The organism is Chloracidobacterium thermophilum B (assembly GCF_000226295.1).
GTDB lineage: Bacteria > Acidobacteriota > Blastocatellia > Chloracidobacteriales > Chloracidobacteriaceae > Chloracidobacterium > Chloracidobacterium thermophilum.
The window spans coordinates 607,757-632,515 of record NC_016024.1 but is presented as its reverse complement, the minus strand read 5'-3'; the positions used below and the strand labels follow the sequence as shown (position 1 = coordinate 632,515).

Here is a 24,759-nt window from a genome sequence, read left to right as displayed (position 1 = left end):
AGAATGCGGCAGTGGAAACAAGCCATTCAACCTTGATGGAGCTATGGGAGTTGGACAACGGAAACGGGATACAGGGCCAAGGACGCCGACAAAGCGACGCCGGCTGTTCCAATGGTCGTGGGCAGGGCTGATCTGGTTTTGGCTCTGGTCTGGTTTGAGCCTTCCCGGTCAGATGGTCACGGCGACAGAGGTCGTTCTCACGCTTCCCTTCGAGCATACAACGGCGCGCCCGGAGTACAACTGGATTCGGGAAAGCTTTACGGTCGCCATGGCTGAGCTGCTGGATTCGCCGGGGTTGATTGCCGTTCCGCTCGATGAATGTCACCTGGCTTACGAAAAGCTGGGACTGTCGCGGACGGCGCTGCTGACCCGCGCCACGGAAATCAAGCTCGGTGAAGCGGTGGGTGCCGATTTGCTTGTGCGCGGCACCTACACCGTGACGGGCGAGGGCAAAGACAGCACCCTGACGGTACGGGCGCAGATGATTTCCCTGCGCGAAGGCAAGCTTGTCGGCAGCGAACATGTGTTGAGTGCGCCGGTGGCGGATTTGCAGGTCATTCAGGGCAAACTCGCCTGGGAACTGCTTTATCAGCGCAATCCGGCACTGCCGTTTTCACGTGACCGGCTCATTGCCAGGGCAACGCGCATCGCTCCGACCGCGTATGAAATCTACATCAAGGCGCTCGTCACCGAAGACCCGGCGGACCGGGCCCGTCTGCTCATCCGGGCCATTGAAGAGGCAACCCGCAATGCGCAGCTTACTTTCCCGCAGGCCTACTTTGAGCTGGGCCTGCTGCACTACCGGGACGGGCGCTACGGTGAAGCCGCAACGTGGTTCGAGCGCGTCCGGGCGACTGACCCACGTGGGCTGGAAGCCGGGTTTTACTTGGGCGTCTGTCAACTGCTGACCAACCAGACCGATGCCGCCATCAAAACACATACGGCGCTGCTGACCCCGATGCCGCTGTTTGAAACCTACGTCAACGCCGGCGTGGCCTACATGCAGAAGGGCGATTTTGCCGAAGCGGCCCGTCTGACGAAGCTGGCGGCCGACACCGTGCCGCTCGATGACGAAGCCCTGTTCAACTACGGCTATGCCCTGTGGCGGGATGGGCGTCCGGCCGAAGCGGTGACGCCGCTGGAGACGCTCACCAGGCGTACGGCAACCGACGGCCGGGCCTGGTACGTGCTCTCCAAGGTCTATGCCAAACTGGGACGTACGGCGGAGGCCACGGCCGCCCTTGACGCCGCCAAGCGCCATGCGCCGGATTTCGCCAGGTGGGAAACCGCCGGCAAGCCGCCGTGGCTGCCCTTTGTCAAAACCCGGTTCAACCGCGAAGCCTTCCACCGTTACGCGCGGGGCGAGGAGCAGAGCCGTCAGCAGGCTTTTCTGGGCACTTCCGTCCTGCAGCGAACCGCAGAACTCATGCGTGATGCCCAGGCGGCCTTCCTTGAAAACCGGTCTGACACCGCGCTTGAAAAACTGGCGCAGGTCATTCAGCTCGCGCCCGACCACAGCGAAGCCCATCTGCTGCTGGGGCGCGTCCATGAGCGGCGCGGCGATCTGCCGGCCGCGGTCCAGGCGCTCAAGGCCGCCGTGTTCTGGAATCCCAAACTCACGGCCGCCCACGTGTTGCTCGGCCGGATTCTGCTCACCCAGGGCGATCGCACCCGGGCCGCCGTGCATATTCGCCAGGCGCTCGACCTCAACCCGGACGATCCCGACGCCCAGGCCGCGCAGCGCCTGCTGCTGGCCCCGCCCCGCTAAACCTCTACGGACTTCGGCAGCGCCAAATCCTCGCGTCTGAAACCTTCCTTGCCGTCTGATAGCTGTGCTGGCACAAGGCAGCGACCACGGAGGGTCTGCCCTCGCGGAGGACTTCCCGTAATTTACAGGAACGTAACCGGCTTGAAACAACACGTAACACTGTTGTTCAAAGGAATGTTACTTCGGCTCTCTAGCGTCCATCCCACGCACAATGATGGGCCACGCTGACGTGGCTTTTTTCTAACGGCCTCAACAAGGCTTTTGAGGAGGATGGACTATGTTCAGGCAGTACCTGCCTCGCAGGCTATCGCGCGTGCTGTGTCTCACCATTGGCATGGTGGTCATGGCGCTGGGCGCATGGGATATGGCACCGGCCCAGGTGGGCGCCACCGGCAGTCTGGGTGGTGTCGTCCAGGATGCCAGTGGCGCGGCGCTACCGGGTGTCACCGTCACGGTCAAATCAGACGCCGGTGTGGAGCGCACCGTACAGACCGACAACAACGGCCGGTGGCTTATCCCCGTGCTTCCGACCGGCATCTATCAGGTCAGTTACCGCCGGGATGGATTCCGGGAACTTGACCGCCGGGGCGTGGAAGTCGAAGCGGCTGTGCCGCGGACGATTGATGTCAAACTCGAAACCGGCGCCATCAGCGAAACCATTACCATCACTGAGGATGTCCCGTTGCAGGTGGTGACGACCACCGCCGCGACCTTTCGCCAGATCAACGCCGAGCAACTGACGAAAGTGCCCACCTCGACGCGCAGCTTCACCCACCTGCTCTCGACGGAAGCAGGCGTCGCGGCCGATCTTCCGCCCGTTTCCATCAACGGCAACGGCAACGTCTCACCGGCCGTCAACGGCACGCGCACGACAAGCACCAGCTTGCAGTTCAATGGCATTGATGCCACGAACATCACCAGCAATGAAGGCTCGCTGGATGGCAACATCTCGCCGGCGCCGGAAACCCTCTCGGAAGTCAAGCTGCAAACCAGCCTCTATGACGCTTCGACCGGACGTTCCGGGGGCGGCAACTTCCAGCTCGTCACCAAGAGTGGCACGAATGAGTTTCACGGTGTCGGCTATCATTACATCCAGAACGAAATCTTCAACGCCAACGACTTCTTCTTCAACCGGGATGGCATTGAGCGCCCCCGCGCGCGGCGCAATGAAGGTGGTTTTGCCATTGGCGGACCGATTCGCAAGGATCGGCTTTTCTTTTTTGGAGGTTACCAGCGGACGCAGGCCAGCACGGCTTTCGTCCCGACGGCCAGCAGCATTACCGTCCTGCCGCAGTTTCTGGCGCTGGTGGGCAGTGACCGGTCGGCTGCCCGGATTGCCGCCGCTGTCAACCAGCTCAATCCGGGCTTGAATCTCCTGCCGTCGGAAATCAGCCCGGTGGCGCTTAACCTGCTCAACCGGCGTAATCCGATCACGGGGGGCTTTCTCATTCCGACCCCCGGGCCCAATGCCCGTCTCATAGGAACGGACAGCGGCAGTGGACTGCCCGGATTGCCGACCAACGTCACGGGCAACAATGTCACGGTAACGTTCACGAACAGCGCCACGGGCACGACGCGCAACGTCAATACCGGGCCTGCTGGCGGCACCCGTGGCAACCCCATGCTTCAGGAACGGATCGTCCAGCCGGCAAACTTTACCCAGGATCAGGTCAACTCCCGCATAGACTGGCAGATTGCCAACAACAACCGGTTGAGCGGGGTGTTTTTCTTTGCGGACTTCCCCGGCTTCGATCCGTTTACGGCCCCCACGAACCTTGCTTCGCCGGCAACCATCCGCCGGGCCGACCAGAACTACTCCGTGGCCATCTCGGATGTCCACACGTTTTCGCCCACCCTCATCAACGAGTTCCGTTTTGGCTACTTCCGGCTGCGCAACTCCCGCGCCCTGGACACCCCCCTGCTGGTGCAGCCCGATGAAATTGCGCGCACCTTCAATGCACCAAGCCTTCAGGTCTTCAACCCGGCTTCCATCTTCGACTCCGGGACGAACAGCTTCCGGCTGCCCCGCATCGTGACACGCGCTTCCAACTTCTCCATCAACGGGCCGAACGATGCCTTCAACAAGCGGCTCCAGAACACCTATTCGCTTTTCAATACCCTGACCTGGGTCAAAGGCGACCAGACCTTCCGCTTCGGCGCTGAGTTCAAGCGCCACTTCTTTGACACCGACCTGCCCGAAGAACAGGGAATCGAATTCGAGAAACTCGAAAACTTCACCCAGTTTCTGGCTGGGCGCGTCACGGAAGCCGACACGCAGTACGGGTTTACCCAGAAGAACTTCCGCTTCTTCGACGTGAGCCTGTTTGCCGCTGCCGACTGGCGCCTTACCAACAACTTCACCCTCAACTACGGCGTGCGGTACGAATACTTCGGAACACCGAGTGAAAAGCGGGGGCGCTTTGGCAACTTCTACCCCGACCTGGTGACCGACCCGAACAACATCATCACTGGCTTTGTCGTTCCCTCGAATGCCAAGCCAACCGGCTTTGCGGCCATTGACACATCCATTGACCGCTCGGTGCGCGCCAACAGCCGCAGCACCATCAACGATGACCGCAACAACTTCGCCCCACGCATCGGTTTTGCCTGGACGCCCTTTGACAGCGGGCGCTTCGTGGTGCGCGGCGGCTACGGGTTCTTCTATGACCGTCCGTCGGCGGCCTTCATCAACACGGTGTTCAGCAACTATCCCTACCTGCGGGAGATCGAGGTCACGGCGCCGCCCGGCAACGTGCCGTTCACCACGGCCTTTTCACAGCAGGACCCCAATCGTCCCTTCTTCCAGTTCCTGACCGGTATCCCGGCACAGGGCATTCCCGGTCTGCGCGTGGTGCGCACAGCCGGGGCTACCGGCACGTACCAGATTCGGGATGGCACGGGTGTCACGCGCCAGGCGGACGGCTCGCTCAACCCGATTGACCCGGCGACGGGCCAGCCCTTCTTCGGCAACGTCGCCGAGACCTTTGAATTCCGCGCTGTTGACCGCCGGCTGCGCACGCCCTACATCCAGCAGTGGAATCTCGGTGTGCAGTATGAACTGCGCAAGAACTGGATCGTGGAAGCCCGCTACATCGGCACCAAAGGTACGAAGCTGTTGCAGGCGCTCATTCTCAACACGGTGTTCGATATGAATGACCCGAGCACGCCGGACCTGATTTATGAGCGTTTCAACCGGGCTTACGTTGCCGCTGGCAGCCCCAATGGCCCCCTCAATCCGGGGGCGACGGCGCGGGAGCGTGGTATGGGACGCGCCTTTGGTTTTCCCAACCCGGCGTTCCCCGTGGGCGATCCACGGCGCACCATGGACCTCAACGTGGCCAATGCTGCCGGCTCGGTGCTGCCGTTCGAGGCCCGTGGCTTTTACCTGGGGCTGAACATCCCCGAAGCCATTTTGCTGACCTCATCGGCCAGCTCGATCTACCACTCGTTGCAGTTGACCACGCAGCAGCGGCTGGGCTTCAACGAGTCGTACGGCGGACTGAACTACTTTGCGGCCTACACGTGGTCGAAATCCATTGACGACATGTCGGCTGACCCTGGCAGCACGGCCGGGAACGCGCGGCCGGATGCCCCCAACGTCGGTTTCGTCGCACAGGGCGACCCGCGCAATCTGCGCGCCAATCGCGGGCCGTCTGACTTCGACCGGACGCACCGCTTCAGCGCGACCGTCGTCTATGACTTCCCGACCTTTGGCTCAAACAACCGGTTCGTCAAGGGCTGGGCCTTTTCGACCTTCGTCCAGGTGCAGTCCGGCGCCCCCTTCAGCATCTTTTCCTCCGAACCGGAAATCACCTCTGTTGGTACCAACGGCGCCAACTTCACGAGTCTGCGGCTTGGTTCCGGGGGCTTGTTCCGTCCGGGTTTTGGGCGTCCCAACCTCGCGCCCGGTGCAACCATCAGCGACCTGCGGCGGCGTGGGCCTGAGCCAACCGAGCAGTTCTTCAACCTGGCCGCCCTGGCTTCGCCCCTTGGCGGATATGGCAACCTGGGGCGCAATGTCCTGCGGGGAGCGTTCCAGAAACGGGTGGACTTCAGTCTGGCGAAGAACACCTTGGTCACGGAGCGCGTCGGGATTGAGTTCCGCTGGGACATTTTCAATGTCTTCAACAACGTGAACTTCGCCTTGCCGGGTAACGACCTCCAGGATTCGGGCGATTTTGGCAAGATCACCAATACGGTGGGCGGACCCCGCATCATGCAGTTCAGCCTGAAGGTGCGGTTCTAGTCAGCCGACCCAAGCACGTCTCGCATGCCAACCGGGTACAGGCTTTCCTGTACCCGGTTTTTTTATCCCGATTTTCCGGCGCGGGGCGCGACGTAGGGCGTTAGCGGGAAGCTGCGCTGGCAGCAGACAAAGCTGGCAGCCAGACAAAGCCGCCTACAGACGCGGGCAGCCCTTGCAGTGCTTGCCACACTTTTTGAACTTTTTACAGCACTTGTCCTTGCGTTTACGGCGGCAGATGACCACGGCCACAGCTCCTTGGGTGAAAGCTGTCACCAGTCTATCCCAAATCGAAAATGGTTTTCAAATCCCTTGCACTAGAGCGGCAGGGTGTCTGTGTCGGGCGGCAGGACCTGGTAGGTCACACACTGCCACCGGGAGATGCTGCCGGCGGTCGAGGAGCCATCCCCAAAGGCTAACCAGCGGCGCGGGGCACGACCGGACTGCGCCGCCGGACGCCTCCAGAACCGGCCTTCCCCGTGAATGCGGGCGACACCGTTGACGCCAATCCGCACATCCGAACCGTGCAGAACAATGGTGTAGGTGTTGATGCCTGCACTGGGGTTGCAAGCATAGGCCAGTTCAGGCACCCGCAGCAGCCGGATGCCATCCGGTTGGATGAGGAGGGCATCGGCGTAGCGGTCATTCTCGAACCAGACGGCACATCCGGTGGCATCGCGCTCGCCGATGTAAGCCACAAGCTGCATGCGTACTTCGATGACGACCTTCTGTTCGGACGTGACTTCCCAGGGCAGGTAAAAGAAGGCGCTGTTTTCCGCACTGTAGGTTGTATCCAGCAGCAGTGAACCGTCTGGTTCGGTTCGGATCAGGTTGTTGCCGGAAAGCTCGACGCCCCATCCCAGAACTGTGGCGGCGACGTGCCGTGGGCGTCCAGGCGGCGGGACGGCGGGCACCGCCTCTGGCTGAACCAGGGCCGGTGCTGGGGCCGGTGCTGGTGTCACCGCGACCTGGCCGGACAGGTTCTCGCGGTTGGCCGGGGTGTCCTGTTCGTGGCGCTCCATCTGTTCCGCCAGGTCTGTGACCTCGGACGGAAGCGAACTGGAAGCATGCAGGGCATCAAGGGGCGGCAGGTTGTCGCTGACCGTCTCGCTGTTTTCCAGTGCGCCTTCCGCAGCCGGCAGGACGACAGGCGCGAGTGGGTTGTCTGCTGTTGGCGTCGCAGAAGCCAGCGAATGCGCCGGGCCCACCCACAGGATGCGATTGGCGTTGGAATCTGCAACGTAGAGATTGTTGTGAAAACCGACGACAATCCCGCGTGGCGAGTCAAGTTCGGCTTCCAGCGCGGAACCGGTCTGGCGGCCGCGCCGCACCCCACAGACCAGGGAAGCCGTGTAGCCGTTGCCGTTGGGCGTCAGCCGCAGAATGCGGTGGTTGTTGGTATCCGCCACATAGAGATGGCCAAACACGTCCACGGCAAGACCGTTGGGAAAGTTCAACTGCCGGGCTTCCCCGCCGCCAAATACCGTCTTGACCGTGCCATCCGGGAAGATACAGCGGACGGCATGATTGGCAGCATCCGTCACGAAACAGAGACCGGAGACATCCACGGCAATGGCATAGGCCCAGCCGAACATGGCCCGGGTCCCGATACCATCCCGGAAGCCGCGCACCTGCCCGGCCAGGGTCCGCACCTCTCCGTCGGGCGTAATTGTGCGGACGGTCACGCCATCAGTGACATAGACGACACCGTGCATGTCCACGGCGACACCTTTGGGCCCCTCAAAGCTGGCGGTTGCTACGGAACCGTCTTCGATCTTGGAGATTCCCGTTCCGGCCAGGGTGGAAACATAGCCATCGGGGGTCACTTTCCGAATGCGCATGTTCAGGTGGTCGGCCACATAGAGTTCTCCGTCCCGCCCGACGGCCAGGCCAAGCGGCCCGTTGAACTGGGCCTCCGGTCCATATCCATCCTGAAAACCACGTTGGCCGCCACCGGCCAGCGTCACCAGACGGCCATCCGGCAGCAGCTTGCGGATGGCATGGTTGAAATGGTCAGCAATGTAGAGAACCCCTTGGGCATCCAGAGCAAGACCTACCGGATGGTTGAGTCGGGCGGAGGTTCCAACTCCGTCAAGGAAACCGGGTGTGCTGTCACCGGCTGTCACCGTCACGACCAACTCAGTCATGTCCGTCGTTCCCAACCCGGTTTGCCTGCCGAAGGGAGCCACGCCGCGAGAACCAGACACCACACCAGATGCCGGGGGAGCCGGCTGGGGCGGGGTAGCGCTCACTGCTGGGGAAGGTTTGGTGAGCTTCTGGTCTTCCAGCGCTGGCGGCAGGACGGATGGCGGTGGACTGCCTGCAGAAGCCGATGGCTCGATGACGCTGGTTTCTTCCCGGTTCTGGAGACGGACAAGACAGATGGCATGCTGCTCGCGGTCGGTGACGTACAGCCGGTAGTCAAGAAACGTCAGCGCTGTGGGCATCCAGAAGCGGGCCGTGGTGCCGTCGCCATCGGCAATCCCCTGCTGCCCACCGGCAAGGCGGATGACCTGCCCGCCCGGCAGCACGGCCTTGAGCGAAAAATCAGCCACGTCGAGAACGTACAGCGTGCCGTCGGGCCCGACCGTCACGGCCACCGGATGCAGAATCGGCACCTCGACCTTGTCATCCGGCCCTACCGGCAGGGTGCTGACCTGCCCATCCCGACTCAGTTTGCGCAACCGGCGATTACCGGCATCGGCCAGATACAGGTTGCCCACCCGGTCAAGCGCCAGACCGCTGAGGGTATCGAAACGGGCCGCTTCCGCCGGACCGTCCACGCACCCCGGCTCGCCACCGGCAATCGTAACCACCATGCCGCCTGGGCTGATGCGACGCACCCGCGCATCGTCAGCCACATACACCGTCCCTGAAGCGTCCACGGCGACGGCGCGGGGAGCCTTGAAACGGGCCTGTTTGCCGACGCCATCCCGGGTGCCTTCCACACCGTCCCCGGCCAACGTGGTCACAGCTCCGTCCAGGGTCAGACGGCGCACCGAAGCATTGTTGAGGTCGGCGACATAGAGATACCCGGCCGCGTAGGCAATGCCGCGTGGGCCGTTGAATTCGGCCAGCAGCCCCAGATCGTCCCGGTTGCCGGGCTGGCCACTCCCGGCCAGCGTCCGCACCAGGCCATCAACAGAAATCTGGCGGATGCGGTGCCCACCGAAGTCAGCCACATACAGGTTTCCTTGGGGATCACAGGCAATTCCATTGGGACGCAGAAACTTGGCCACGGTCAGCGGCCCATCGGCATAACCACCTTCACTGGCCGTCAGGGTACTGACACTGACGTGCCAATCCGGCCGCCCGGCCGGCTCAACCGGGTGGGAAGGCAGGTCTTCCAGGGTCACCACGTCTGGGGTCGTCGCATCCGGCGTAGCATCCGGCTCAGCGGGCAAACGCCGGGTTTCAATCAGGGCGCTCGGTTCAAATGTCACCGACTCGACCCGGCTCATGGAAATCCGCATGTCGGTGACCGCCTGCCCACCCACGGCAAAGCTGTCCAGAATGAGACGCGCATCGCGTTCCCCGGCCTCGACCTCGGCGACTGGAACAGCCATGATGAGCACGCCCCGCTTCACAGCCTGCCGGGCAGCGTCCGTCTGGCTGATGACCACGGCCCAGAACAGATAAGGCGTCCCGCGCCAGACGACTTCCAGTTGGGCGGTCAGCCCGGTGTAAAAGCCGGTCGTGAATTTGTCCCCCTGAATAACGTCCGGCAGTTCCTCCAGCAGATCATTGAGGGCCGCGGCTAAAGTCCCCTCCTCCTCAGGCACATCGGGGAAGTGCACAGTTGTGAGCCGGAACAGGCCAGTGGTGCCGTTGGGATCGCCAACACTGTACTGAAACCCTCGAACCTGCGTTGCCTGCCAGGATGCCGGATGAACGAAGGAAAAACCTTCACTTTCAAATTTGACAACGCCCCCCATCGGAGGGCTGTTGGGCGTGGCTTCAAGCTGGTTATAGCTGGATTCCGACATCACTGGTTTTCACCTCGACGAATGACTCTGGAAACCCGATAGGGCAGACAATGACCGGCAAAGACGCAAAAGCGAGCGGATGGATTGAGTTTTTTGGCTGCAACCCATACTTTCTAACGTCAGGACGGGTTTCAGCAACATAATTGCCCAAAATGAGCCACCGACAACCAATAGTCGCCGGTCGCAGCAACTCTGTTCCCCTCTGGCGCTCCGCGACACGCCTTCAAGAGTTTCCCTGAACCTTTCCCCAAGCTTTGTGCGCTCACGGCTGCCATGTCCCACGTCGAAGCTGAGATCAAGTTGGCCGGAGAAACGTTCGATGAGCTGTACCAACGTCTGATCGCCGCCGGATGTACGCTTGAACTTGTCACACCACGCCATTTTGAAGACAACTGGCTGTTCGACACCCCGACGCGGTCGCTGCTGGCCAGCCGCCAGGCACTTCGGGTACGGCTGCGGGATGACCTGCCCCAAGCGACCCTGACGCACAAGGGGCCGCCGGCCAGGACTGCTGGCAACGAGGCAAAGGGCCAGCAGGAACAGGGCCGGCAGGCAAAGGTACGGGAGGAAATCGAACTCACGGTATCCGATGGCCGCGCGCTCATGCGGCTGCTCGAACGCCTCGGTTTTGAAAAAGTCTTTCGCTACCAGAAGTTCCGCACGACCTACCGCCTTACGCACCCCACTGGACTGACCCTGTGGGCGATGTTCGACGAAACCCCCATCGGGTGGTTTCTGGAACTCGAAGGCGACGAAACCACACTGGAGCGGCTGGTGGCGCAGCTTGGTCTGGGTCCCGGCGATTATCTCACGGACGCCTATCCCCGGCTTCAGGCGGAACGCTGCCGGGCGGCCGGGCGCCCGCTTGAAGATATGACTTTCACTTTGCTGACGGGTAATGGACGATAGGAATAGTTGGCTTCACCGTTGACGCCGGTTTCGTCGCCTTGGTTTGTCGTCTATGTCACATCGTCCTTCATCGCGTTTTTCCTCGCTTGCGCAGCAGGCGCGGCTTGCCCGGCGGGCGACCACCATGCTGCGGCTTACCCTGCCGACCACCTTGGCCTTTGTACGTGACCGGCGGCGGTACATTGCTTTTGGGCCGCCCCGGCAGGTCTCGGAGGAAACCCATCGCCAGCGGGCGCAGACCATCAAGCAACACATTGAAACGCTGGGCACGGCCTTCATCAAACTGGGGCAGCTTGTCAGTACCCGCCCGGACCTCGTTCCGGCAGTGTATATCGAAGAAATTTCCAAGCTCCAGGACGGCATTACCCCCCTGTCGGGCAAAGCCGCCCGGCGGACGCTCGAAGCCATCTACGGCACCCGGCTGGAAGCCGTGTTTGACCGCTTTGACGACGAAGCCCTGGCCGCTGCGTCGCTGGCGCAGGTTCACTACGCGGTCTGGCAGGGACAGGATGTGGCCGTCAAGTTTGTTCGCCCGGACATCCCGGCGCAGATGGCCGTTGACCTCAAAATCGCCGGCTATGTCATCCGGCAGCTCGACCGGCATTTTTCCAACTCACTGACCCGCATGCTCTCCACAGCCATTGCTGAAGGCTCAAAGGGCATGGCGCAGGAACTCGACCTGACGACCGAGATGGAGAACATCGAAACCATGGCGCGCATTCTTGCCCGCCGGGAAGATGTCACCGTTCCGCTCGTGTACCCGGAAGTGTCGGGTCCGCAGGTCATCGTCATGGAATACTGCCCCGGCGTGAAGTTCACCGACGTGGAGCGGCTTCAGGCGGCTGGTTTCGACTTTGACGATCTCATTGCCCGGCTGGTCAGGCTCTACGCCGAAATGATCTTCGTGGCCGGCGTCTATCACGCCGACCCCCATCCCGGAAACATTCTTGTCGGCGATGGCGGGCAGTTGATTCTTCTCGACTACGGCATGGTGTGCCGCCTCTCGCGCGAGATGCGTGCGGCCATTCTGGATGCCGTGGCGGCCGGCTTGCACGGCGACCGGGAACGCCTTGTGGATGGCCTGTATGAAACCGGCATCGTTGCGCCGGGCACCAACCGCCGGCGCATTCATGCCTTCATTGAGGAAATCATCCAGCTTCACCGCCGCGGACTCGATGCCCAAAACCGCATGCTGGGCGTGGGTCTGGCCATCGAGCGGACAGCCCGTGAACTGGGACTCAACCTCCCGGCCGAACTGGTCTATGTCTTTCGGAGCCTTTCCCTGCTCGAAGGCATGGCGGCGAAACTGCGTCCCGGTTGGAGCCTCATCGAACATGGCTTTGAGCCGATGCAGGAAGCGCTGGCGCCGCAGTACGTCAAGTCGTTGCTCAGCCGGGAGGGTCTGCTCAACACGGCTGTGGATGAGATTCGGCGCTTTCTGGGTCACCGTACGGTCCGCCGGTTCACATAAAAAAGCACAGCCGGAAAGCACGGTTGGCTTCCCGGCTGCGCCGCTGTCACTCTCACCGGTTCATCGCCCGCCCGGCGGACGAACGCATCCAATCCAGTACCGGACTAATAGACAATCCCCATCGCCAGAGCGGTTTCCCGGTCCAGACGGCCGGTTGTCGGCAGTCCGCGCTCTTCCTGAAAACGCTGGATGGCGTCGCGCGTCTCGGCATCGAGGCGACCGGTAATGCGTCCGTTGTAGAGCCGTTCCCGGCGCAGTTCGGTCTGCGCCCGGCGCACAATGTCGCTGGCGGTGTACTCTCCGGCATTCGGGTCATAGCCATAGCCGAAGTCTTCGTTCGGGTCACTCCCGCCAGACGGGTCGCTCCCGGTGGAGAAGCCGCCGCCACCGGAAACGACACCCAGTGCGCGCGCCGTCTCGCGGTCCAGGCGACGGTTCACCGTCAGGCCCTGCTGGCGTTGAAAATTGCCGATGGCCTGCCGGGTGAGCTGTCCCAGGTTGCCGGTAATGTCGCCATCGTAGAAGCCCTGCCGGCGCAGTTCGGTCTGTGCCCGGCGCACGATGTCCGGGGCCGTGTATTCACCCCGGGCCGCATCGTAACCGTAGTCATCCCAGTTGCCGCCGCTGCCCGTGTTGCCGCCGGTGCTCATGTCGCTGGGCACCCGCAGCGGTTGTTCAAGTTCGACGCCGAAACGGTATCCACTCTGCACCTGGGCTTCCTGCCCTTTGGAAAGCAAAGCGCCAAGGACACCGGCCGCGGCCCCGATACCAGCGCCAATGGCGGCTCCCTTGCCACCGCCCGCAATCGCGCCGATAGCCGCGCCAGCCCCCGCGCCACCGCCCACGAAAATGACATTGCGCTTGGTGGAGCTGCCGCCCCGGGCCCTTCCTTCGCTGTCAATCTGCTCACGCTCTCTGGCATCCAGACTGGTCAGCGAAGCGCGCATGTCACGCGATACGCCGTTGGCAAAAATAATGCGGTCAAACTCGACGGCAATCGTTCCAGAACGGCTCCGCCGCTCAGCCGGCTGGACCGCCGTGACCCGTCCCTGCACCTGTGTGCCCTGCGGAATGGCCAACTGCCCCCCGACAATTACAGGTTCAAACACGGTGGCCGTGAAGGTGTCTCCCACCCGCGCCGTACGGGAGGAAATCGTCCGGTCCATCTGCACCCGGATGATGGTTCCAGGGGGCAGGGTGATGTCCTGAAAACGCTGGGCAAAAACGATCCCGGCAACGGAGGGTTGCTGGGAAGGGAGCGCGGGCCACATCGCACCACAGAGGGCGACGAGGCCAAGATGTGTGACCAGGCTTCGGGTCAAGTGACGTTTCATGGCAGGATTTCCTTTCGTGTAAGCCGATTCGTGTCAACGATGCCGCAGCGGGCATCACAGCATCACCCAAGATGCGCCAGCCCGGCCCCACGTTGGTCTGCGGATGACCTTCGGGCAGGGGCGCAGTTCGGTGATGGATATGACATTGATGGATTCACCACGGGATGGGCAGGCTGGCTTGTCAGTGTTGAAAACACGACGGTACTATAACCAACACTTTGCGCCCGTGAAACCCAACCTGACCAGCCTTCCCAAGCCACGCCACCCATGGAACTCGTCACGCTTACGATAGACGGCAAGACCTACCAGGCCCCGAAGGGCATGCTCCTTCTGGAGTTCTGCACGGCACAGGGCATTGCCATTCCCAACTTCTGCTACTACCCCGATCTGACCTCCCAGGCGGCCTGCCGGATGTGTCTGGTGCGCATCGAAAAGGTGCCCAAGCTGGCTACCGCCTGTACCGTCACGATTACCGACGGCATGGTGGTCACGGCGAGTTCCGATGAAATCGTTGAAGCCCGCAAAGGCATGCTGGACTTCATCTTGGGCAACCACCCGCTCGACTGCCCGGTGTGTGACAAAGGCGGACAGTGCGAGTTGCAGGATATGGCCTTTCAGTACGGGGCCGTTTATGCCCACTATGAAGTTCCCAAAAACAACAAGGAAGAACGCCGGCTCTCGCCCTTCATTGCCTATGACGAACAGCGGTGCGTGAAGTGCTACCGCTGCGTGCGCGTGTGCGAAGACTGGATGGACGTGCACGCCCTGACCAAAATCTTTCGCGGCACCAATGAAGTCATCGGTTTTTACGGGCAGGACCTGCACTGCGAACAGTGCGGCAACTGCGTTGAAGTCTGCCCGGTTGGCGCGCTGCTTTCCGTGGACTCGCGCTTCAAAGCCCGTCCGTGGGATATGCGCGAACAACAGACAACCTGCTCGTTTTGTGCCGATGGCTGCCAGCTTGAACTGGGCGTCCGGGGCAAACAGTACGTCCGCGCGGCTTCCAAAGACCTGACCGGCATCAACGGCGAGTTTCTGTGCATCCGGGGCCGGTACGGCAGCGCCTACATCTCCAATCCGGCACGGCTGACGACGCCCCTGATTCGGCAGGGCAACGACCTCAAGCCGGCCACCTGGGACGAGGCTCTGGCGACGGCGGCCCGGCTTCTTTCCGGCATCCACAAACAGCACGGCGGAAATGCTGTAGCCATAGTGGGTTCCTCCCGGCTGACGAATGAAGCCAACTTTGCCCTGGCCCGCTTCGGCCGGACGCTCGACACGCCGCACCTGGCTCACTTCCGCAACGTCGAACTCGGCGATTTTTATGCCCATCTCTCGGCCCCGCTGGCCACGCACGAGGACATCAAGCAGGCCACGACCATTGTCCAAATCGGCGGCGACCCGACGGAATACAGCCCACTGACCGGCTTTGCCATGCGCTATGCCCAGCGGAAGCACGGCGCGCGCCTTCTGGTGATCAACCAGCGGGCAACACGCATCGCGCGGCGGCAGGCCGAGGTCTTCCTGCATGTGCGTCCCGACGGTGAAAGCGCCATCGTGCGCGCGCTCTTCGAGGAAGCCAGCCTGGAAGCGATGGCTCTGCTGGCGGGCGTTGCGGTGGATGACCTGCGCACGCTCCGCGAGGCCATCACAACGGCCGACCGGCTCGTGGTCATCGTCGGGCCGGAAGTGCGCGGTGCGGCGCTTCGCGCCCTGGCGCAGGTTCGTCTTCTCACGAAACCTGACGCGACGGTTCATCTGCTGGCGCTGGCGGAGGACAACAACTCGGCAGGCACGTTCGACATGGGGCTGTCGGTCAACGCGGCGCATCTGGAAGCCGACTTTGGACAGAGCATTCGCGCGGCCTATCTCGCCGGAGCCGATCCCATCTCGAACCTTGGCGACCACTGGCGCGCCGCGCTTGCCCGGCTGGAATGCCTCATCGTGAGTGAACTGTTCCTGACGGAAACGGCCAAACTGGCGCACGTTGTGTTCCCGGCCATGAGCTATGCCGAACAGGATGGCACGTTTACGAATCATGCCGGACAGGTGCAGCGGGTGGCACGTCTGCTTGAAGGCGACGGCAACCGCCGCCCGGACTGGCTGATTGTCCAGGCGCTGGCCAAAGCCATGGGCTGCCCGATGCCTTCCAAAGGTTCCGCCAGCGCCCTGCTCAATGACATCGCCCTGGAAGTGCCAGGCTACGCCGGGGTGAGTTTCGCCAGCCTCAAGCAGGCGCCCAAAGGCGCTTTCCGGTTGGCGCGGCCGCTGGCCGAACCGGCCGACCGGGAGCGCCTTCAGGCTTCCCTGGGGGAACAAACGGCACTCATTGACCCTGCGGCTCCTCACGACCAGCGGATCGTCGAAATGGGCGAGGGGCTGTTTGCGCGTGGGACGCTGCTTCGCCACGTCAAAGTCTTCGACGACGCCCAGCCCTTCTGGGAAGCGCACCGGGGTGAGTGGGAAGCCATGAATGTCGAAACCGGGTGGCCTGTGGCAGCGGACTGATCGCTTGCCCCCGGTTTGTCCCTTGAATGTTTCACCGGTTTGAGAACAGGTACTTCAGGAAACAACCATGCCCAACGTAGGAGACCCGGCGCCGGATTTTTCCCTGGTCGCCAATGACGGCCAAACCTATTCCCTGTCCCAGTTCCGGGGCAAAAACCACGTCGTGCTCGTGTTCTATCCCGGCGACGACACCCCGACCTGCACGGCGCAACTGTGCGACTACCGCGACGGCTGGGAAGACTTCCGGCAACTCGATGCGGTGATTCTTGGCGTCAGCACCAACGACCTGACGGCGCACAAAAAGTTCGCCGAAAAGTATTCCTTCCCCTTCCCGCTGCTCGAAGACCCCGGAAACCAACTGTGCAAGGCGTATGGTGTCCTGATGCTGGGCGGTCTGCTCCCAGTCGCCAACCGGGCTGTGTTCATCATTGACAAGCAGGGCATCATCCGCTACCGCCACGTCGAAATGCTGCCCATTTTCAAGCGCAGCCGCACCGAACTGCTCGCAGCCCTACGCCAGATAGCCGCCTGAAAACAGCCTGCCGGGCCGGCGCGGGCAATCCTCATTGGAACCGATGCCGTCAGAAGTCAGTTTGCAGTGCGTTGTGGCAGGCGGATTTCGGGAAGTAGTGGCGGAGAATGTCCCGGTAGTGCCGTCCGGCCTGTGCCTGGGCAATGGCCCCGGCCAGACACAACCCGACCTGATGGCCGAATCCCTGACCGCGCAGCACCAGCCATTCCCCATGCGGCTCAATGGCGTACCGGTTGGAAAGGACAAGGTTCCACCCCAGCCGTTGCCCCACCAGGTGCCGGAACCGATAGTTGGGCAGGGTGATTTGCCGTGAACCGGCCTGGACGACAAGGCTGGTCACAAAGCCGTCCGGTGTACGCCCGGCAACAGCGATGTTCCAGCTTTCCGTTGCCGCCAGCTCCGGCAGGAGGGCGCGGGCCAGCGTCCGCCGGTCAACCCGGCGCATCCAGGCGAAAAAACGTGCCTCCCGGCACCACCGGCAACGGACGCCCGTGGCGGTTGTGGAGTCCTGGCCCATACCAAAAGCCACGGCCGGCGTCGTCGTGCGCCCGCCACAGCAGGCCGTATAGTAGGCGTCGCTCAGCCCGCCGTCGGCTTCCCACAGGACTTCTCCCTGGGTGTCGGCGGCTGCCTGCTTTCCCAGTCCCGAAAGGGCGCCGCCGGTTTCGCGTCCGGCTTCCCACCGCGCCCACTGCTCGCCGAAAAACAACTGGCAGTGCGTCGAGTCACAGAAATCGAACCCCTGACCGGCATGCCGTCCAACGTGGTTGACCAGATAGCTGCGGACGACGACTGCCAGCGCCTTGGCCGCTTCCGACGGCGCTTCCGGCGAAAGCTCGGCGCTCACCACTGCCGCAACAACGGCTTCCGGCGGCTGGGTCACGACGAGTTGGAGATGTTTTTCGCCGGGCGTCACCGTGAGCGTTCCACAAAAATGCCGGCGCAGGCGGGTTCTGCGTCCTGTCACTTCCACGGTCACATCCTCCGCGGCCACGGCCAGATGTGTCCCGATGGCCAACCGTCGCTCACCCTGCCAGAGAGCGAGGCCGCCGGCATCCTTTGCTACCCGGCAGAGGCGGCCGGGCGGGAGCGCCACGGGACGTTCATCGAGATGCAGAGTGGCAGGCCGGGAACCTGCCGCCAGAGTGACTTCCTGCGGCTGAAACAGCGTCAGGATGCCGATGCGCAGGGTTTCCGGCAGTCGCACTCTGGACGACGGTCTGGTGTGAGCAGCCGACGACCTGCCGCCGCCGGTTATCCAGAACGGAAACACCAACAGACACAAGACTGCCGGACCGCACTTCAGAATATGGGCGGTCATACGCCTTCAGGGCTATGGTTTTCCTAGTCGGGCAGCAGGGCGAAACGGTCCGTCGCCGCAACCAGCGCCGCCGTCGTCCCCGGCTCCGAGGCGGAATGCCCGGCGTTCGGAATGATTTGAAAATCGGCTTCGGGAAACGCCTTGTGCAGCTCCCAGGCGGTCATCACCGGACACACCACATCGTAACGCCCCTGCACGATGACCGTCGGAATGTGGCGAATGCGATGGACGTGTTCGAGCAGGTAATGCTCGGACTCCATGAAAATCCGGTTGATGAAGTAGTGGCACTCAATGCGGGCAATGGCCAGCGCACGCTCGTCGAAATCCTTGATGAGTTCCGGGTCCGGGAGCAGTTTTGAGGTACTGCCTTCCCAGACACTCCAGGCGCGGGCAGCCGCCAGCCGCACTTGCTCATCGTCGCTCGTCAACCGGCGGTAGTAAGCGGCCACCATGTCGTGGCGTTCATCCGGGGGAATGAGATCGCGGTACGGCTCCCAGGCGTCCGGGAAAATGGCATTCGCCCCTTCCTGGTAAAACCAGTCAATCTCCTTTTTGCGGCACAGAAAAATTCCCCGCAGCACCAGCGCCCGGACGCGGTCGGGATGGGTTTCTGCGTAAGCCAGCGCCAGGGTACTGCCCCAGGAGCCGCCAAACACGACCCACTTTCGGATGTCCAGGTGTTGGCGCAAACGCTCGATGTCGGCAACCAAATCCCACGTCGTGTTCTCTTCCAGACAGGCGTAGGGCGTGCTTTTCCCGGCACCGCGCTGGTCAAACAGGACGATGCGGTAACGCTCCGGGTCGAAGTACCGCCGGTGGTCAGGGGAGGTGCCGCCGCCGGGCCCGCCGTGGAGAAAGACCACCGGCTTCCCCTGGGGATTGCCGCTGACTTCGTAGTACAGCGTGTGCCGTTCGGAAACCGGCAGCATCCCGGTTTCATAGGGTTCGATGGGCGGATAGAGCGTGCGCGCGTCGGTCATGGCAAGACTCCAATCAGGGCGGTGGGTTGCCGGTGAGGTAACGCCGGGCGTCCGACAGGTAGGGTTCAAGCTGGTACGGTTCAAGGTGCGTCATGCCGTATGGTAGTTCGGCCAGTACCGGGACGCCAAATGCTCGCAGCACGCGCGCGTTGTCTTCCCGCTCCAGACCGGCTTCGGCGTCCGTGTCGTTGAGAATGACGCCCACACATGGAAGTCCACGGCGGTGCAGTTCGTTCCAGGTGAGCAGGACGTGGTTGAGCGTGCCCAGCCGCGCCCGCGCCACCACCAGCGTCGGACAACCCAGCCGGGCGATGAAATCGGCGACGGTCTGGTAGCCTGTGCCGGCTGTTCCCGCCAGTGGCACGAGCAGTCCGCCCGCCCCTTCCACGAGCAACACATCCGTTTCAGCGGCGGCGGACTGCACAAGTTCAAGACAGGCTTCCAGTTCAATGGTGACGCCAGCCCGTTCTGCCGCCACGGCCGGGGCAAGCGGTTCCGCCAACCGATAGCGGATGAAGCGTTCCAGAGGCAGGTGCTCCAGTCCGGCCGCCCGGCGATGGGCCAGCGCATCCGCCGGCTGGAGTTCACCAGCAGCGTCCATGGCGCAGCCGGACTCAATCGGCTTGACGGCGCGCGCGCGACAGCCGGACTGGATCAATGTCCGCACCAGGGCACAGGTGACAGCGGTTTTGCCCACACCCGTGTCAGTTCCGGTTACGAAAAAGATTGGCGTCATGGGTGCGTCACAGTGGCTGCGTCACAAAACCGGCACTTGCAGCGCCTGGAGTGCCTCGCCGATGAGGTAAATGGAGCCGCAGACGAGAATCAGCCCTTCAGGTGGCGTCAGTTCGCGGGCCCGGGCCAGCGCCATGGCGACATCCGGCGCCTGGATGATACCCGACGGCAGCCAGTAGCCCAGGGCAATGACTTCGAGACTCTCACGCGGCATCGTCCGGGGCTGGTTTTTGACCCCCGTCAGAATCAGACGATCCACACCCGACGCCAGTGCCGACAGCAGATCGGCGGCCGGTTTGTCGCGCATGGTGGCAAAGATGGCGGTTCGGGGACGCCGCCCGCCAATGCTTTCCAGAAAGTGCGCCAGCGCCTGCGCTCCCTGTGGGTTGTGCGCGCCGTCAAGCAGTACCGGCGGAGTTGTCTCCAGCCACTGTAAACGTCCGGGCCAGTGGGTGGTTTCCAGTCCGGCCACAATCGCCCGGCCGATGTCGCTTTCGGCTACACCCCGGCGGCGCAGTTCAGCCTGGGCAACCACGGCCGCCAGAGCCGCGTTTTGCGTCTGATGCCTGCCGCGCAGCGACAACCGGCACACTCCGCCTTCCAGGCTGGGAAAGCGCTGGTCAAAGCGGACAGAAGGGCAGCCCGTGGCATCCAGATGTACGGTCTCGAAGGGAGCCACCCACTGCGGTTCAACCTGCTGCGCCAGGGCAGAGTGCGCCAACACCCGGCGCGCTTCCTCTGGCTGGGTGTCCGCCAGGTACACCGGCACGCCGGGCTTGATGATCCCGGCCTTTTCACGGGCGATGTGGGACAGCGTGGGCCCCAGCCATTCCCGGTGGTCTTCGCCGATGTTGGTGATGACTGCCGCCGCTGGGTGCAGGACGTTGGTGGCATCCAGCCGGCCGCCCAGGCCGACTTCGGCCACGACGACCTCGGCCTGCCGGGCGGCCAGGTAGGTAAAGGCCGCGGCTGTGAGATGCTCAAAAAACGTCGGACGCGCAGCCAGACGCCCCTGTTCCAACAATGACTCAACCGCGTCATGAACCTGCGTCATGACCTCTGCAAAAGCGGCTTCCGGGATACTCTGCCCATTGAGTTTGATGCGCTCCACGGGACTTATCAGGTGGGGCGAGGTGTACAGCCCGGTACGCAAACCCGCCTGCTGGAAGATGCTGGCCAGAAACGCGCAGGTCGAACCTTTGCCGTTCGTGCCGGCAACGTGAACGGCGCAGAATTTCCGCTCAGGCTGCCCCAGCTCGGCCAAAAGCACGCGCATGGCTTCAAGGCCAAGCTTCATCGTGGTGACTTCATTGCCCAAAGCCTGCAGGTATCGGGTAGCAGCCTCAAAGTCCATGGACAAGGGGTCTCGACTTCCAGCAAAACGGCAGCCGTTTTCAGAACGGGAAAGACTCAGCCGGCCATAAAAGCCAGGGCATCCATCAGAAACTTCCGCATCTCACGCCGGTCCACAACGGCATCAAGCATGCCGTGGGTCAGCAGGAATTCCGCCTGCTGGAATCCGGGGGGCAGCTTTTGACGAATGGTTTGCTCGATCACCCGTGGTCCGGCAAACCCGATGAGCGCGCCCGGTTCAGCCACGTTGATGTCGCCCAGCATGGCAAAACTGGCCGTGACGCCGCCGGTTGTCGGGTCGGTCAGGACGGAAATATACGGCACACGCGCCGCATCCAGACGGGCCAGCGCGCCGCAAATCTTGGCAAGCTGCATCAGGCTGTAGGTGCCTTCCATCATGCGCGCCCCGCCGGAAGCCGAAACGATGATGAGCGGCTTTTTCCGGGCAATGGCCCGCTCGATGGCGCGTGTCACCTTTTCACCGACAACTGACCCCATGCTGCCGCCGATGAACTCCATCACCATGACGCAGCCGATGATGGGACGCCCACCAAGCGTACCCTCGGCGCAGACGATGGCATCGTTGAAGCCGGTACTCTTGCGGGCCTGTTCAATTCGCTCGGCATAGGACTTGGTATCGAAGAACCCCAGGATGTCAGTGGAAACGATGTTGTCGTCGAAGGTTTCGTACCGGCCTTCATCAAACAGATGCGCCAGGCGCAACCGGGTCGGCCATTTCATGTGATGCCGACAGTTGGTGCAGACGTACAGGCTGGCTTCAAGGTCCTTCTTGAACAGCGTCGTCCCACAGGCCGGACATTTGACAAACAAACCTTCGGTTCGCACCTTGCGGTCGGAAGGCAGTGTTTCTTCGGTGATATTGCGCTTGCGTCGAAACCAGGCCATACGCAGTACATCCTGGACAGTGAAATCATTTTGAGCCGAACAAGGCTGTGCAGCGTTCAGCATTCAGTGTTAGAAAAGGCTTCCCTGGCCCGGCAACCATAGTCGGTTCAGCCTTGGGCGTCCAGCCTGCAAGTCGCGCAGCGACTGAAACTTCCCGTTGTTCCTGACAGAATCCATCCCGACCATGCACCAAGTTCAACGTTTTTTCCGGCACTGGCTTCTGTGGACCATGTGCCTGTGGCTGACACCCGTGGACGTACCGGCCCAGGAGTTTGCTGACTTCGGCCTCGTTCGCTCAACCATTAGCGTAACGCTTCGCCCGGCCGAATACAGCGCCGATGTCACGGCCACGCTTGAACTGACCAACATTGCCCGGCAGGCCGAAGCGCGGACGCTCACCCTGCGGCTGACGAAAGCGGCCAAAGTGACGGCGTTCACGGTCAACGAACGGGCTTTTTCCACGGACGAAAAAAAACAGCCCGGCGGCGATGCGGCCATTGCCACGTACGTGGCGGAACTCTCCCCGCCCCTGGCGCCGGGAGGGAAAGTCACCGCCCGGCTGGCCTACACGCTGACCTACCGCGAAAGCACCAGCTATGCTGCCATCACTCCCGGCGATACGCTGCTTCTGCCGGAGTCCGGCTGGACGCCCTTCATTCACCTGCCCCAGAGCAGCCACGGCCCGGATACTGCCCCCTACGTCCTGACCGTCGCCCGGCCGCCCGATGGCGAAGTCTGGTCCAGTGGGACGCGCCGGGAAACTGATGATGCCATCGTCTTCACTTCAGATTTGGCGGGTGAACCCTGGCTGGTCGTGCAACCCCTCGGCCCGCCGGTCAGCCGCCGTGTTGCCGCAGATAACGGTGAATCTGTGACGATTCACGTCCGCAGCGCCCAGGGACTACCGGCCGAAACCCAGCGCCAGGCGCAGCGGCTGGCCGAGGAAGTCGAGCGGATTCTGGCCTTTTACCAGAAGTTGTGGGGTGCGGCCCCGGTGCGTGAGTTCCACCTGCTGACAACGCCCCGCCGCGTGGTTGCTGACCGGCGCAGCCCGGAACTGCGTGGACGGGATTTCGACACCGACCGCGCCATCCGGTATGCCGCACCGGGTGCGGTGCTCATCGAAGCGGCGGCCCTGCGCCGTCCGACACTGGATGCCGAAATGGTGGAATGGCTGACGGCGAGCCTGGCCCAGACCTGGCTCGGCGGCAAAGTCCGGCTGCGGGGGCGTGGGTGGGGCATCCTGGCGGACGCGCTGCCGGCATATCTGACAGGACGCTACATCGAACAGCACTACGGGCCGGCCGCCGGGCGGGATTTCTGGTTGCGTCGGAGCTTTGCCTACGGCCGCCTGGCTGCCATCCGGGTCTCCCAGCAGGGTTTCGAGCGGGGCATTGATCTGATTCCGGTGCTCCAGCATCCGGCTTTCCCGGATTACTACGCCAGCATGCCAAACAGGGGTGCGCTCGTTTTCCGCCTGCTGGAACGCCTCGTCGGGCGTGACACGCTGTTGACGGCCATCCGGGAGACCGTCGCCGATCCGGGGGGCACTGCCACCTACGAAGCGTTCCGCAACCGCCTTGTCGGAACGCCGCCCGATGAGCGCCGCGCCAACTTCTTCCGGCAGTGGTTCGAGGAACTCAGCGAGCCGGATTTCGTCATCGGTGTTCCGGTCAGGCGCGAGGACGGCCCGGGCTGGACTTGCGCCCTGCGCAATCTGGGCACGGGCGATGCCAGCCTGCCTGTCGTGGCCATCACTGACAAGGGAGAACGGCTGACCACAACGGTGGAACTGCCTTCCAAAGGCTATGCCACGGCCGTGTTTGAGACCCCGGCCACCATCACCAGCGTCGAACTCGACCCCGAAAAGCTCTATCCCCAGGTGCGCTTTGGCTACGACCGCAACTCCAGGCAGTTCGACAACGACGCCCGCCCGGAACGACGCTACGCCTTCGGGCTGCTGCTCGATGCCGAAGCCACACTCACCCGTCGTCTGAAGGCCGGTGAAACCGAAGCGCAGCGTCAGGCCGAAGCGGAAGGACTGCTGCGCGAGGCCCTGGCCCGCGAGCCGGACTTGGCCCTGGCCCGCGCCTACCTGGCCCGGACACTCATCGCCCAGGGTAAGCCCGATGCGGCAGCGGAGCAGGTGGCCGCCATTCGCCGCGCGGCGCTTCCTTCCCGGTATCCGCTGGCGCTGGCGCTGCTGACCGAAGCCGATCTGGCCATGGCCCGCCAGGCCTACGAGCAGGCGCGCGCCGCCTACAAAGCCGCGTTTGAGATGGAATCCGGCCCGGCGCTGGATGAGCAGGCCCGGCGGGGACTGCTGGCCAGTGAAACGGCCGCCGGACAGGCCTCCCCGCCCGACGAGGAACTCCGGGCCTTCCTGGCCACGATGGACAAAGCCATCCGTACGGGTACGTCCAAGGCGCTCGAAGCCTGTTTCATCCGCCCCGACACGTCCAGGTTCGTGCTGGGCATCGTGGTTTCCAAGCCTGACGCCTGGACGACCCAGGGCCTGCGCATGGAACGTCTCGACGCCCGCCGCGTCCTGCTCGACGTACGGGTGGTGGTCGTCTCCGCCACGAAGGAAGAACAAACCGGGACGGGACTGATCTTTCTGCGGCGGGTGGGACAGAGCTGGATGGTTGAACGGCTCGATCAGTTCGTGCTGGCCAAGCGCTAGCCAAACGCTAGCCAAACGCCAGACCGGCCG

14 protein-coding genes are annotated in these 24,759 nt (G+C 62.9%); 7 read left to right on the top strand and 7 right to left on the bottom strand.

Going from position 1 to position 24,759, the window contains the following annotated elements:
- The first annotated feature begins 172 nt into the window (after positions 1–172).
- Both CABTHER_RS02665 and CABTHER_RS02660 read left to right on the top strand, forming a co-directional pair.
- Positions 173–1,768: a tetratricopeptide repeat protein gene (locus CABTHER_RS02665; protein WP_014099031.1), complete on the top strand. Its 1,596-nt coding sequence runs from the start codon at positions 173–175 to the stop codon at positions 1,766–1,768.
- Positions 1,769–2,045: 277 nt separating this feature from the next.
- Positions 2,046–6,014 carry a carboxypeptidase-like regulatory domain-containing protein gene (locus CABTHER_RS02660; RefSeq protein ID WP_041569045.1) on the top strand — a complete coding sequence of 1,323 codons (3,969 nt, stop codon included), beginning with the start codon at positions 2,046–2,048 and terminating at the stop codon, positions 6,012–6,014.
- 314 nt (positions 6,015–6,328) lie between these two features.
- Here CABTHER_RS02660 and CABTHER_RS15350 read toward each other — a convergent pair whose 3' ends face one another.
- Positions 6,329–9,997, bottom strand: coding sequence for an NHL repeat-containing protein (locus CABTHER_RS15350; RefSeq protein ID WP_014099029.1), 3,669 nt, complete (start codon positions 9,995–9,997; stop codon positions 6,329–6,331).
- Between the two features lie 273 nt (positions 9,998–10,270).
- On the opposite strand from CABTHER_RS15350, the gene CABTHER_RS02645 reads away from it, so the two are divergent.
- Complete coding sequence (locus CABTHER_RS02645) at positions 10,271–10,906, top strand: class IV adenylate cyclase (RefSeq protein WP_014099028.1); 636 nt, start codon at positions 10,271–10,273, stop codon at positions 10,904–10,906.
- Between the two features lie 52 nt (positions 10,907–10,958).
- Positions 10,959–12,377 (top strand): ABC1 kinase family protein, encoded by a 1,419-nt coding sequence (locus CABTHER_RS02640; protein WP_014099027.1) that lies wholly within the window; start codon positions 10,959–10,961, stop codon positions 12,375–12,377.
- Positions 12,378–12,481: 104 nt separating this feature from the next.
- On the opposite strand, the gene CABTHER_RS15345 is transcribed toward CABTHER_RS02640, so the two are convergent.
- Positions 12,482–13,711, bottom strand: a complete 1,230-nt coding sequence (locus tag CABTHER_RS15345) for a peptidoglycan-binding protein (RefSeq protein ID WP_049787452.1) — start codon at positions 13,709–13,711, stop codon at positions 12,482–12,484.
- A gap of 267 nt (positions 13,712–13,978) precedes the next feature.
- Between CABTHER_RS15345 and CABTHER_RS02625 the strand changes: the two genes are divergently transcribed.
- Both CABTHER_RS02625 and CABTHER_RS02620 read left to right on the top strand, forming a co-directional pair.
- Complete coding sequence (locus tag CABTHER_RS02625; RefSeq protein WP_014099025.1) at positions 13,979–16,219, top strand: molybdopterin-dependent oxidoreductase; 2,241 nt, start codon at positions 13,979–13,981, stop codon at positions 16,217–16,219.
- Positions 16,220–16,286: 67 nt separating this feature from the next.
- A complete protein-coding gene (locus CABTHER_RS02620) occupies positions 16,287–16,751 on the top strand; it encodes a peroxiredoxin (protein WP_014099024.1) in 465 nt (154 codons plus the stop codon).
- A 49-nt stretch (positions 16,752–16,800) separates the two neighbouring features.
- Here the strand turns inward: CABTHER_RS02620 and CABTHER_RS02615 are convergent, their stop codons facing one another.
- The 5 genes from CABTHER_RS02615 to accD form a co-directional block, all read right to left on the bottom strand.
- Complete coding sequence (locus CABTHER_RS02615) at positions 16,801–17,958, bottom strand: SpoIID/LytB domain-containing protein (RefSeq protein WP_014099023.1); 1,158 nt, start codon at positions 17,956–17,958, stop codon at positions 16,801–16,803.
- A gap of 137 nt (positions 17,959–18,095) precedes the next feature.
- Complete coding sequence (gene pip / locus CABTHER_RS02610; RefSeq protein WP_014099022.1) at positions 18,096–19,052, bottom strand: prolyl aminopeptidase; 957 nt, start codon at positions 19,050–19,052, stop codon at positions 18,096–18,098.
- Positions 19,053–19,065: 13 nt separating this feature from the next.
- Positions 19,066–19,788, bottom strand: a complete 723-nt coding sequence (gene bioD / locus CABTHER_RS02605; protein WP_014099021.1) for a dethiobiotin synthase — start codon at positions 19,786–19,788, stop codon at positions 19,066–19,068.
- Positions 19,789–19,809: 21 nt separating this feature from the next.
- On the bottom strand, positions 19,810–21,141 hold the full coding sequence (locus CABTHER_RS02600) for a bifunctional folylpolyglutamate synthase/dihydrofolate synthase (RefSeq protein WP_014099020.1): 1,332 nt from the start codon (positions 21,139–21,141) through the stop codon (positions 19,810–19,812).
- A gap of 56 nt (positions 21,142–21,197) precedes the next feature.
- On the bottom strand, positions 21,198–22,046 hold the full coding sequence (gene accD, locus CABTHER_RS02595) for an acetyl-CoA carboxylase, carboxyltransferase subunit beta (protein ID WP_014099019.1): 849 nt from the start codon (positions 22,044–22,046) through the stop codon (positions 21,198–21,200).
- A gap of 184 nt (positions 22,047–22,230) precedes the next feature.
- On the opposite strand from accD, the gene CABTHER_RS02590 reads away from it, so the two are divergent.
- Positions 22,231–24,729, top strand: coding sequence for a YfgM family protein (locus CABTHER_RS02590; protein ID WP_014099018.1), 2,499 nt, complete (start codon positions 22,231–22,233; stop codon positions 24,727–24,729).
- Positions 24,730–24,759 lie beyond the last annotated feature (30 nt).